Annotated in this window: 11 protein-coding genes; 9 read left to right on the forward strand and 2 right to left on the reverse strand. The window is 61.8% G+C overall.

Annotated features, from left to right (window positions below; translation table 11 throughout):
• The coding region (locus ACZM96_RS06715; protein WP_489488090.1) for a DUF362 domain-containing protein at positions 1-750 on the reverse strand (750 nt) is incomplete at its 3' end.
• A gap of 485 nt (positions 751-1,235) precedes the next feature.
• Between ACZM96_RS06715 and larB the strand changes: the two genes are divergently transcribed.
• The 4 genes from larB to ACZM96_RS06735 are packed head-to-tail and all read left to right on the forward strand — an operon-like array spanning position 1,236 to position 4,672.
• On the forward strand, positions 1,236-1,889 hold the full coding sequence (larB, locus tag ACZM96_RS06720) for a nickel pincer cofactor biosynthesis protein LarB (RefSeq protein WP_489488091.1): 654 nt from the start codon (positions 1,236-1,238) through the stop codon (positions 1,887-1,889).
• Complete coding sequence (larC, locus tag ACZM96_RS06725; protein WP_489488092.1) at positions 1,886-2,686, forward strand: nickel pincer cofactor biosynthesis protein LarC; 801 nt, start codon at positions 1,886-1,888, stop codon at positions 2,684-2,686. Before larB ends, larC begins: the two co-directional genes overlap by 4 nt.
• An 18-nt stretch (positions 2,687-2,704) precedes the next feature.
• Positions 2,705-3,526 carry an adenine nucleotide alpha-hydrolase family protein gene (locus ACZM96_RS06730; protein ID WP_489488093.1) on the forward strand — a complete coding sequence of 274 codons (822 nt, stop codon included), beginning with the start codon at positions 2,705-2,707 and terminating at the stop codon, positions 3,524-3,526.
• 36 nt (positions 3,527-3,562) lie between these two features.
• On the forward strand, positions 3,563-4,672 hold the full coding sequence (locus tag ACZM96_RS06735) for a DUF362 domain-containing protein (protein ID WP_489488094.1): 1,110 nt from the start codon (positions 3,563-3,565) through the stop codon (positions 4,670-4,672).
• Between the two features lie 262 nt (positions 4,673-4,934).
• On the opposite strand, the gene ACZM96_RS06740 is transcribed toward ACZM96_RS06735, so the two are convergent.
• Positions 4,935-5,834 carry a LysR family transcriptional regulator gene (locus ACZM96_RS06740; protein ID WP_489488095.1) on the reverse strand — a complete coding sequence of 300 codons (900 nt, stop codon included), beginning with the start codon at positions 5,832-5,834 and terminating at the stop codon, positions 4,935-4,937.
• 200 nt (positions 5,835-6,034) lie between these two features.
• Here ACZM96_RS06740 and ACZM96_RS06745 point away from each other — a divergent pair, with 200 nt between their 5' ends.
• The 5 genes from ACZM96_RS06745 to ACZM96_RS06765 all read left to right on the forward strand — a co-directional run.
• Entirely contained in the window at positions 6,035-7,066 is a 1,032-nt protein-coding gene (locus ACZM96_RS06745) for an alpha/beta hydrolase (protein WP_489488096.1), read from the forward strand.
• Between the two features lie 325 nt (positions 7,067-7,391).
• Positions 7,392-8,582 carry an MFS transporter gene (locus tag ACZM96_RS06750; protein ID WP_489488097.1) on the forward strand — a complete coding sequence of 397 codons (1,191 nt, stop codon included), beginning with the start codon at positions 7,392-7,394 and terminating at the stop codon, positions 8,580-8,582.
• A gap of 405 nt (positions 8,583-8,987) precedes the next feature.
• On the forward strand, positions 8,988-9,395 hold the full coding sequence (locus ACZM96_RS06755) for a cupin domain-containing protein (protein WP_489488099.1): 408 nt from the start codon (positions 8,988-8,990) through the stop codon (positions 9,393-9,395).
• Positions 9,396-10,214: 819 nt separating this feature from the next.
• Positions 10,215-11,498, forward strand: a complete 1,284-nt coding sequence (locus ACZM96_RS06760; protein ID WP_294488460.1) for an O-acetylhomoserine aminocarboxypropyltransferase/cysteine synthase family protein — start codon at positions 10,215-10,217, stop codon at positions 11,496-11,498.
• A 95-nt stretch (positions 11,499-11,593) separates the two neighbouring features.
• Positions 11,594-12,415: homoserine O-succinyltransferase (locus tag ACZM96_RS06765; protein ID WP_489488100.1), on the forward strand; the 822-nt coding region annotated here is incomplete at its 3' end.

The raw sequence follows: 12,415 nt of genomic DNA on the forward strand, positions 1-12,415 counted from the left end.
GGCGGCCGTGCCTTCGCAGTCGCAGCTCACCGACATGTTGCGGAGCACATTGATGTAGGCAATGTGCGTGCCGAAATGATCCACAATGGCCTTGCCGCCCTCCACCATGCGTTCCATGAAGGGCTCGCCGCCCGGCCAGCCGCCGTCCGGCGTCAGGCGGTGCAGCTGCTGCTTGCCCGTTCTGCCCGACGCGCAGCCTATAGAAATATTCTTGAGCGAACCTCCGAATCCGCCGAGCGTGTGCCCCTTGAAATGCGTCAGCACCAGCATGGAGTCATAATTGAGAAGATGCGAGCCCACGGCCAGTTCCTTGAGATGCCTGCCTCCCTTCCCGTGAAGGGGGGCGTCGCCGTCGGCGTCCATGATGTCCACGGGGCAGAACGTCCAGCCGTTGTGCCGGATCACTTCTCTGTGCCCTTCCGTAGTCTGGCGGGGGCTGGGATAGAGCACGTTGCACTCGACGATGCTGCTCTGCGGAATGGTCGCCTGAAGATCACGCACCCAGTCGCGAGGCAGAATGTTCGGGCCATCCGGCTCGCCGGTGTGCAGCTTGATGGCCACCCTGCCCGTGATGCCGCCGTTCACCAGAGCGTACATTTTCCGCAGCGTTTCGCTGTCCAGAGACTTCGCGGCGTACACCTTCGCCCGGCTCTGCGCCGCAATGCCGCGGCCCGGCAGCGTCATGCCCGCAGCCAGCGTTCCCGCCACAACCGCTCCGGCCCTGAGAAAATTCCGTCGAGAAATGCCCATGACTACCTCCTTTTCAACGCGCGAAGACGGACGGCTTTCGCCTGTTCTGCATTTGAGCTTATCAGCTCTGCGCCGGGAAACCAGATACATTCCTCTCTTGTTCTTGCCTGATCCTGCACATTCCGCCCGTTTTCGTCCGCGCCGCGTCCCATAGCCTCCCGACCGCCGCCTTCCGCGATCGGGCAAAACGCGCTCTGCACGGCCTTTGCATGACACTGACGGAGAACGGGGCTTTCTGCGCGGGAACGCGCAGGCAGCAGCACGGGCAGAGCGTTCCGCCTGGCTCGAACCGTGCTGCACGAAGGGAGCAAAAGAACGCCCGTATTGTCCAAGATCGGCAGAATCAGGCAAGAATTTGAAAGAATAGTATCTACCCGTTCCGCTTTTTCTGTTCTACTCATCATGGCAAGTTCCGTTTCCCGGCCTCTCGCGCCGACTTGCGAAAAAAGTCCGGGAACGCTATCTCCGTTGCAAGAGGAATCAACATGAATCACGGCATTCTTTTCGACCATGCCCGCGCCTCGCGCATCGGCCTGCCGGAAGCGGTCTTTTGCGAAGGCAAGCCCTTCGAGGCCGTCCGGGAACTTCTGGAACAATTCGGCAGAGGCTCCGGACGCCCCGTGCTGTTCACCAGACTCGCCCAGGACGTGTTCGAGCGCATGCCCGCAGAGCTGCGGGAACAGTACGACTACCACCCTCTTTCCCGCACGGCCTTCGGCGACACCCTGCCCGCCGGCAAGAAAGGCCGCGTGGCCATCGTTTCCGCCGGCACTTCCGACGGCTCGGTCGCCTGGGAAGCGGCCCGCACCCTGGAATATCTCGGCATAGAACACGCCGTGTTTGAAGACTGCGGCGTGGCCGGACTCTGGAGGATTGCGGAACGACTGGACGAAATCAACCGCTTTCAGGCGGTCATCGTCGTGGCCGGCCTCGACGCGGCGCTCGCCAGCGTCATGGGCGGCCTCACCCCTCTGCCCGTGTTCGGCGTGCCCACCTCCGTGGGCTACGGCGTGGCCAAAGGCGGCCAGGCGGCGCTGGCAAGCATGCTTTCCAGCTGCGCCCCGGGCATTGCCGTCATGAACATCGACAACGGCTACGGCGCGGCCTGTGCCGCAGCCCGCGTGGTAAACTATCTATGAGCAACGAACATCACGATCATTCCCACTCCCACGACCATCACCATCACGAACACGACGCGCCATCCGCGCCCGTGCTGACCGTCCGCGCCCATTCCGGACTTTCCGGCGACATGTTTCTTGCCGGCCTGCTCCGCATGACGGAAATCTCGCCGGAAGAGCTGGAAGCGTCCCTTGTTTCCATCATGCCCGAACTTTCGGGATGCGTTCAGCTCGTGCGCAAGGAAGTGAACCACATAGGCGGCTGGCACGCGCAGGTCACGCTTCCGCATCAGCACGAACACCGCACGCTGGCCGACATTCTGACCCTCATCGCCGCAGGCGGCATGAGCGACGAAGGCAAGGCGCTCGCCTCGCAGACCTTCACTCTGCTTGCCCAGGCCGAAGGCGCGGTTCACGGCCTCACGCCTGCGCAGGTGCATTTTCACGAAGTGGGCGCGCTGGACAGCATTCTCGACATCTGCCTGAGCTGCGAACTGTTCCACAGGCTTTCGCCCTCCCGCTTTGTTGCAAGCCCGCTGCCCATGGCCGACGGCTTCGTACACTGCGCCCACGGCGTCATTCCCGTGCCCGCCCCCGCGGTGCTGGAACTTCTGGACGGCGTGCCCGTGCGTCCCTTCCCCGGTCAGGGCGAAACCGTCACGCCCACGGCCATGGCGCTTCTCAAGGCGCTAGGCGCAGAGTTCGGACCCTGGCCCGCCATGCAGGTGGAAAAAAAAGCCCTGGTGTACGGCACCCGCGTGTTTGAAGACGCCCCCAACGGAGCCCTCTTCGCCTGCGGACGCCCTGAAGAATTCTGATTTTCCCACCGAATTTCTATGGACTACGCTTCTCTTGCCCCTCTGGGCGACATTCTCGCCTCCGTGGCCGATCAGAAACGCTTCGCCCTCGCCTACTCCGGCGGGCTCGACAGCCGTTTTCTTGCGCACGCCGCGCATGCTCTGGGCTTTTCGCCGCTGCTTCTGCACGTCACGGGGCCGCACGTGCCCCCGGAAGAAACCGCCTTCGCCCGTTCGTGGGCCGAAAGTCTCTCCCTTGAATTTCGGGAGATTCCCGTCAATCCGCTGGGCCTGCCTTCCGTGGCCGAAGGCTCGCGCGAGCGCTGCTACGCGTGCAAAAAAGCCATGTTCACCACGCTGGCCGCCGTTTCCGACCTGCCGCTGTGCGACGGAACCAACGCTTCCGACACGCTCGTGTTCCGGCCGGGCCTGCGGGCCGTGCGGGAACTTGGCGTCGCCTCCCCTCTCGCTCTTGCCGGACTGACCAAAAACGATATACACTTGCTTGCCGAAAAAACCGGCATGTCGCTTCCGCAGCAGAAAGCAAGACCCTGTCTGCTCACCCGTCTGCCCTACGGCGTCTCTCCCTCGGAGAACGCGCTTGCAGCCGTTGCCGCCGGAGAACACGTCGTGCGGCGCATGCTCGCCGAAGCCGGCATGCCCGAGGCCGACTTCCGTCTGCGCCTCGTTTCCAAAGACAGACCGGAACTGCACATGCTCGCCGCCGACGTCTGCGCCATGCCCCCGGATCTTGAACCGCGACTGCTTCAGGCAGTCCATGCGGCCATGCCGGGATATCATGCCCCCGTGCTGTCCGCTCAGGAAACCCTTTCCGGCTTTTTCGACCGGCCATCCGCATAACCTTATCGCACCATACCCGTACCAGGAGGATTTTCCATGGCACCATCGAAAGTTTATTTCACCGACATGCGCTGCAAGGTGGGCGTCAGCCTGCTCGACAAGCTGGACAAGCTCATCCGCGCCGCCGGCATCGAGACCATCGACTTTGAGAACAAGTTCGTGGCCATCAAGATGCACTTCGGAGAACCCGGCAACCTGTCCTTCCTGCGTCCCAACTTCGCCCGCATCGTGGCCGAACGCGTGAAGGCCCTCGGCGGCCGCCCCTTCCTCACCGACTGCAACACCCTGTACGTCGGCCGCCGCAAGCATGCTCTGGAACATCTCGACGCCGCCAATGAAAACGGCTTCTCGCCCCTGAGCACCGGCTGCCAGATCATCATTGCCGACGGCCTCAAGGGCACCGACGACGTGGAAGTGCCTCTGGAAGGCTGCACGGAATTCAAGAGCGCCCGCATCGGCCGCGCCATCATGGACGCCGACATCTTCATTTCCCTCACCCACTTCAAGGGCCATGAAATGACGGGCTTCGGCGGCACCATCAAGAACATCGGCATGGGCTGCGGCAGCCGTGCAGGCAAAATGGCCATGCACAGCCTGGGCAAACCCACGATCGATCCTGAAAAGTGCCGCGGCTGCCGCACCTGCTCCCGCTACTGCGCGCAGTCGGCCATTTCCTACGGCGAAGATCACAAGGCCGTCATCAATCACGATATCTGCGTGGGCTGCGGCCGCTGCATTGCCACCTGCAACTTCGACGCCATCTCCAACGCCATCGACGCCGACAGCGGCATTCTGAACCGCCGCATGGCCGAATACACCAAGGCCGTGATTCAGGGCCGTCCCAGCTTCCACATCAGCATCGTCAATCAGGTTTCTCCCTGCTGCGACTGCCACGGCGAAAACGACGCCGCCGTGGTGCCGGACATCGGCATGTTCGCCAGCTTCGATCCCGTGGCTCTGGACAAGGCCTGCATCGACGCCGTGAACGCCGCCCCCGTCATCGCCTCCAGCGTGCTCGGTCAGTGCGATCACGGTCAGCACGACCACTTCACCAGCATCCATCCCACCACGGACTGGCGCAGCCAGATTGAACACGCCGAAGCCATCGGCCTCGGCACCACCGAATACGAACTCGTCACCCTTTAAAAACAGGCGCGGCGGAAAAACATCGCGTTTTTGTGCCGCGCTCCGATCAACGTCCGGCCTAGCTTTCCGAACCATTCGGCGCGGCCGGGCCTGACGGCATTCCGGGCCCCTCCTTGCAGGGGCCCTTTTTATGCTCACAAAGCGATGCCTCGGACGGACAGCACGCATTCCGGCTTCTGCGGCGACCGCTGTTCTCACAAAACTGCTTTGCGTTCAGGCAGGCGCGCATCTTCGCCGTCCGCCACGGACGCCCCCGCGGCGTTCAGTGCAGAGGCGCTTTTCTGCGCCGCATATTCTCCTGAAGTATGCCGAGAAACTTTTCCGCCGCTCGGGAAAACACCTGATACTTCTTCCACGCAAGCGCCAGCCCCACCTCAAGACCGGGTTCCAGCGGACGAAAGCACAACGGACCATCATTGTCGCTGCGGATGATGCCTTCAAGACAAAGCGCATAGCCCATGCCCTCCTCCACCAGCAGCGACGCGTTATAAAGAAGGTTGTATGTGGCTATGATATTCAGCCTGTCGAAGCTCTGCCCCATCCAGCCGGAAATCTCATTGGCCACCAGCGCCTGACGCGAACAGATGAGAGGAAGCGCCGTCACGTCCTCGGGGCGCAGCGCCGCCCTGGCCGCAAGCGGACTGTCTGCGCGCATGAGCACGCCCCAGCGCTCCGCCGTCGGCAGCCTGACATATTCGTAGCGGGAAAGATCGGCAGGCTCCACAAACACGCCGAAATCCACAAGGCCCTTGTCCAGCCTGTCCATGACGTCGGCCGCGTTGCCGCTGAAAAACTGGCAGGACACATGAGGATGCGCCTTCACGAGCTCCGTGGCCGCGGCGGCAATGAGACGCATGCCCGGCGACTCTCCGCCCCCTATGCGTATCTCGCCGCTGATATCTTCCTCCGTCGAGCGGAATTCCTCGGCTGTGCTGTCCGCCAGCGACACGATTTCCTGCGCCCTTCCGCGCAGAAACACGCCGTCTTCCGTCAGCGTCATGCGGCGGCCGCCGCGCAGAAAAAGCTTCTTGCCGAGCTCGTCCTCCAACTCCATGATCTGCCGGGAAAGCGTCGGCTGCGTGATGTGCAGAAGCTCCGCCGCGCGGGAAATGCTTTCCTCGCGCGCCACCACAAGAAAATATCGCAATACTCTCAGCTCCATGCATCAATCCTCCCTGTTCCGGCGTGCTGCGCCGACTGCGACAAGTTCGACAGCATATCCTAACGAACCTTATTCATGCCTGTAAAGCAAGATTTGAATTCATTATAAGTATTTGCTATGGATATGACTCCCTGCTTATAACACTCTTTGTTGTTTCCCCCCTTTCCCGACCCGGACCGTCCGGCCTTCTGGAGTTCTGCATGAACGCTTTTGTCCCGGTTTTTCTGTATGCGCTTCTGGCCTTTGCTCCCGCGCTTTCCGCCCAGGGCAGGGACGGCGAATTTCCCGTGCCCTCCACCGTCAGCCCCCAGCTTCAGTCCATGATCGCCGCGGGCATCCCCGAGGGATGGGACAAGCCGCCCCGCACCGTTCAGGAATGGAAAAACTGGATCCACTCCGTGGCGCAGCGTCAGCTCAAGGGCCTGCCCGCCCTGCGTGAAAAGCTCGGCGTGACCATGAAGGCCGACACCATTGCCGGCGTGCCCGTATTCATTTTCGAGCCGAAGGACGCGCCCGACGACGGACGTCTGCTCCTGAATCTGCACGGCGGCGGCTACGTTCTCGGCCCGGGAGAAGCAGGCACGCAGGAAGCCGTGTTCATGGCCGGCATCGGCAAGTGCCGCGTCGTCTATGCCGACTACCGAATGGCGCCGGATTTTCCGTATCCCGCCGCCATCGACGATGCCATGGCCGTGTATCGCGAACTTCTGAAGCGGCGTCCCGCAGAAAGCATCGGCGTGTTCGGCACGTCCACGGGCGGAGCCATGACGCTCATTCTCGCCCTTCGCGCCAAAGATGAAGGACTGCCGCTTCCCGCCGCCCTGGCCGCGGGAACCCCGTGGGCGCAGATCAACGAAGTCGGCGACAGCTACGTCACCAACGAAGGCGTGGACAACGTGCTCGTCAGCTATCACGGCTGGCTGGAAGGCGCGGCCAGGCTCTACGCCGCCGGTCACGACATGGAAGATCCCTACCTCTCCCCGGTGAACGGCGACGTGCGCGGCTTTCCTCCCACGCTGCTCACCTCCGGCACCAGAGATCTCTTTCTCAGCAATACCGTGCGCATGCATCTCAAACTGAGACAGGCAGGCGTGCCCGCCGATCTCATCGTTTTTGAAGGGCTCTCGCACGCGCAGTATCACATGGACGCAGACATGCCCGAAGCCAGATTCCACTTTGAAGAGCTCGGGCGATTCTTCCGAAAGCATGTGAAGCCCGCAACCGCGCAATAACCATTGATGTTTTCGCCGGAGGCCGACCACGCGTTTCGTCCGGTTCAGGCCTCCGGTCTCAGGCAGTCCGACGCGCCGCAACAACGCGGAACGACGGATTCTTCTTTTGCGCCCGACAAAGCGCCGAATCCGCAAGGAAACAACGCCGTCGTCGAGGACGCGCCCTTGCCGCCCGATCGGCGCTGAACGCCTCCCTGCACAGGACTCGGCAACGCGCCACCCCCCAGAACAGCCCCGACTTCTCGTCGCCCGCACACGATTTTTCCTCCGCCGCAGCGACGACGTTTCCCTTGTCCTTCAACTTCTTCCCACCGAGGTCGTCTTCATGGAAGCTGCCTTATCTCCCCTTGCAAAAGCGCGCTGGTCCGCCGTGTTTTCTCTGTTCATGGGCGTGACCTGTCTCATTTCCGCCGAATTCACGCCCGTGAGTCTGCTCACCCCCATAGCCCAGGGACTTTCCATTTCCGAAGGCATGGCCGGGCAGACCGTCACCGCCGTGGGCGCGCTCGCCATGATGACCAGTCTGCTGCTCGCGCCCCTCACCCGTCACACCGACAGACGCCGCATTCTGCTGATCCTCTCCGCCCTGCTCGTGGTTTCCAACCTGCTGGTGGCCTTCGCCTCCAACTACCTCACCCTCATGCTCGGCCGCGCGCTGCTCGGCGTGTGCGTCGGCGGATTCTGGTCCATGGCCTCCGCCGTCACCATTCAGCTCGTTCCGCAGAAGGACATTCCCCGCGCGCTCAGCATCCTCTATTCCGGCGTGTCCGTGGCCACCATCATTTCCCTGCCGCTGGCCAGCCTGCTGGAAGAAAACTTCGGCTGGCGCAACGTCTTTCTGCTTTCCGCCGTGCCCGGCATCGTGTCCTTCGTCTGGCAGTACGCCGTGCTGCCCTCCATTCCGCCCCGGCCGGGCAACGACTTTCGCGGCATGTTCGCCCTGCTCAAGGTGCGCTGGGCGCTCGCAGGCATTGCGGCCACCATTTTCGCCTACGGCGGCTACCATTCCCTGTTTACCTACCTGCGCCCCTATCTGGAACACGGCCTCGCGCTCGCTCCCGGCGCGCTTTCCGTCATGCTGCTCGCCTACGGCGTCGCCAACACCGCCGGAACCTTCACCGCAGGCGTGCTGCTGAACCGCCACTTCCGCGCCACCATGATGGGCATGCACGCCGCTCTCGCCGTCATGGCCATGATCCTGTTCATCGTTCCCGGCTCCGTCGCGGTCAGCATTCCGCTGCTTCTGCTCTGGGGCTTTTTCTTCGGCATGCTCTGCGTCGGCTGGACGGCCTGGATTGCCCTCACTCTGGCGGACAAGGCGGAAATTGCCGGCGGTCTCTCGGTGGCCGCCATCCAGTTTTCCATCGGTTCCGCAGCGGCCCTCGGCGGTCACATCTACGACGCGTCCGGCATGTCGGGCATTTTCCTCATGGCCGCCGTCATTCTTGTGGGCGCCATCGTGCTCGCCGTGACCAGCTTTTCCCTCTACTTCCACAGCACCGGGAAAAAGCTTTAGCCGACGGCGCGGCGTGCAGGAGCGTTTCGCACGGCACGGCAAACGGCCGACCTCTGCATTCCGGCTCTGCGCGCGCCTTGGCAAGATGCCGAAAGGCCTCTTCCGCGCCCGGACGGACGAACGCCTCCGCCCCTCACCTCGACGATTTTCTCCAACTTTGAGAGAATAAGGCAAAAATTGGAGAGAATACGCTCTATGATCCTTACCGGCGAAGGACTACGGTAACAACAAAGAACGGAAAACAACGGACGCCCCGCACACGATTCCGAACCCGTGCGCCATGAGCGATCAGACCGGAATCCGCAGCGATCCGGCGCACATTTCCGCGGGCTTCGGGCCCGCCTACGCCGCAACGTCGCTTGCCCGACGCGTCCTCTTGCTTCAATCCACCCAAGGAGCAGCTTCATGCAGACGATCACCGATCTTTTTCCCCGCGGCGAAGCCAATACCGCCTATGCGAAATACTTTACGGGCAACAGCTGGCTGAACATGCTTTCCACCGAAGGCGTGGCCATCGGCAACGTGACCTTTGAACCCGGATGCCGCAACAACTGGCACATTCATCACGCCACCGCTCATGGCGGGCAGATTCTGCTCTGCACGGCAGGACGCGGCTGGTATCAGGAATGGGGCAAGGAAGCCCGTGAACTCAATCCCGGCGACGTGGTCATCATTCCGGCCGGAGTCAAGCACTGGCACGGCGCGGCAAAGGACAGCTGGTTTGCCCACCTGGCCGTGGAAGTGCCCGGCGACAACGCTTCCAACGAATGGCTCGAACCCGTTTCCGCCGAGGAATACGATCCCCTGCCCTGACCTTTCTCACGCCCCGGCATGAACGCGCGTTCCATCCCGGGGCTAACGGACGAAGCGGGCTCCTTCCGTCAGGAAACAGGCCGCTCGCCTGCGCTGCGCGAAATCTTTCCCGCAGCGTCGCCGCGTCGCACGCTTCTGCCCCTTTCTGCGACGCGGCTTTTTTTGCCTTCCGCCCCCTCCGGACGACGCCTTCTCCGTTTCGCCCCGTGCCGCACATCACTCTGCCGCCTCTTTGCTTTGCCGCCCTCGGCAGACGGGCCACTGTGCGGCTGCCGCGCGCCGCGCTTCTCTTCCCGACCACGTCTGCACCGCAAACACGATTCCGCCTGCGCCCCTCTTTTCAACCCTCCGCCCGCAGGCGCTACCGTACCGTCGTCCATGTTTCAGGGCGCAACATCGTCTGAAATCTTTGCCATGCGCCTTCTGGACATGCAGCTTTTTTCCGGCAACATCCGGCTTCCGCATGGGGCGCAAGGCTTTTGCGGCCTTCCCCGGGAAAAGCTTGGACTTTCCCTTCCGGCGCTTGACATTTTTGAAAGCCGTTTATATAAGGATTTCCAGATATAGAGTTATATCAAAAGGCAGGCATGATGGAATACTTTCTCGAACTTCTCGACGAACGCATGTGCAGGGGCGAAACAACAGTCGCACCGGTCTTCCTTCATACCTGATTCATGCTGGCAAGAAGCCCGTGCGACAAGCGCGGGCTTTTTCATTTTTGTTCACCAGTTCCTGTCGGATATCCCGTTTCAGACAAGATCCGTGTCCGGCCGGCACAACAGACATACAAACTCTCTCCCCTTTCGGAAAGGATTTCCCATGAACAAGCATATCGAAACCACCTGCGTGCAGGGCGGCTACACCCCCGGCAACGGCGAACCCCGTCAGATTCCCATCATTCAGAGCACCACGTTCAAGTACGACACCAGCGAAGACATGGGCAAGCTGTTCGACCTTGAGGCCAGCGGCTACTTCTACACCCGTCTGCAGAACCCCACCAACGACTACGTGGCCGCCAAAATCGCCGCTCTCGAAGGCGGTTCCGCCGCCATGCTGACCTCTTCCGGTCAGGCGGCCTCCTTCTTCAGCGTGTTCAACCTCGCAAGCGCCGGCGATCACGTGGTGGCTTCCTCCACCATCTACGGCGGCACCTACAACCTGTTTGCCGTCACCATGAAGCGCATGGGCATCGACTTCACCTTCGTCTCGCCCGACTGCTCCGACGAAGAACTTGAAGCCGCCTTCCGTCCCAACACCAAGGCCGTGTTCGGCGAAACCATCGCCAACCCCGCCCTCGTGGTGCTCGACATCGAACGCTTCGCCAAGGCCGCTCACGCGCACGGCGTGCCGCTCATCATCGACAACACCTTCGCCACGCCCGTGAACTGCCGTCCCATCGAATGGGGCGCGGACATCGTGGTCCACTCCACCACCAAGTACATGGACGGTCACGGCGCGGCCGTGGGCGGCTGCATCGTGGATTCCGGCAAGTTCGACTGGATGGCCCACGCCGAAAAGTTCCCCGGCCTCTGCACGCCCGATGAGAGCTATCACGGCATCACCTATGTGACCAAGTTCGGCAACGCCGCGGCCTACATCACCAAGGCCACCGCTCAGCTCATGCGCGACTTCGGCGCCATTCAGGCTCCGCAGAATGCCTTCCTGCTGAATCTCGGTCTGGAAAGCCTGCACGTGCGCATGGCCCGTCACTGCGAAAACGGTCTGGCCGTGGCCAAGTATCTCAGCCAGAGCGACATGGTCGACTGGGTGCGCTACCCCGGTCTGCCCGGCGACAAGTACTACGAACTCGCGCAGAAGTATCTTCCCAACGGCTCCTGCGGCGTGGTGAGCTTCGGCGTGAAGGGCGGTCGCAAGGCTGCGGAAAACTTCATGAAGCATCTGCGCATCGCCGCCATCGAAACCCACGTGGCCGACGCCCGCACCTGCTGCCTGCATCCTGCGAGCGCCACGCATCGCCAGATGAACGACGATGAACTGCGCAAGTGCGGCATTCTGCCCGAACTCGTGCGCTTCTCCTGCGGCATAGAAAACGCCGAGGATCTCATCGCCGACATCGCCCAGGCTCTGGACGCCAACCGCTGATGATCCGGGCCTTCCGACATGCGTCGGAAGGCCCTTTTTGCCGTGTCCGACCGCCGGCTTCCCGCACTTTTCCGTCCGCCATCCGGGAGGATGCCATGCCCATTAAAATTCCCAACGAACTTCCCGCCGTAAAAACCCTCAACAACGAAAACATTTTCGTCATTACCGAAACGCGCGCCGTTACGCAGGATATCCGCCCGCTGAAGATACTTCTGCTCAACCTCATGCCCACCAAAATCGCCACGGAAACCCAGCTTTCCCGGCTGCTCGGCAACACTCCCCTTCAAGTGGAACTTGAACTTATCCACACCTCCAGCCACGAATCCAAAAATACGCCGCGCAGCCATCTGCTTTCCTTCTACAAGACCTTCAACGACGTACGCCGCAACTACTACGACGGCATGATCATCACCGGCGCGCCCGTGGAGCTCATGCCCTTTGAGGAAGTCGAATACTGGAACGAACTCTGCGACATCATGGAATGGAGCAAGACGCACGTTCACAGCACCTTCCACATCTGCTGGGGCGCGCAGGCCGGTCTCTACTATCACTACGGCATTCAGAAAAAGCTTCTGCCCAAAAAGCTTTCCGGCATCTACCCCCATCATGTGGATCATGCGGGTTCCATTCTCTTCCGCGGTTTCGACGACGTGTTCATGGTTCCCCATTCCCGCAACACCACCGTGGACCGCGCCGACGTGGAAAAGCAGCCGGAACTCAAGATTCTTGCGTCCTCACCGCAGGCCGGGCTCTACGCCATCTCCACGGACAACGGCAAGCAGATATTCATTACCGGCCACTCCGAATACGACGCCGACACCCTGAACAAGGAATATCTCCGCGACGTGGCTGCGGGCCTCAATCCCGACATTCCCGAGAACTACTATCCGAATGACGATCCCAGTCAGCCGCCCCGC

The organism is Mailhella sp. (assembly GCF_057866825.1).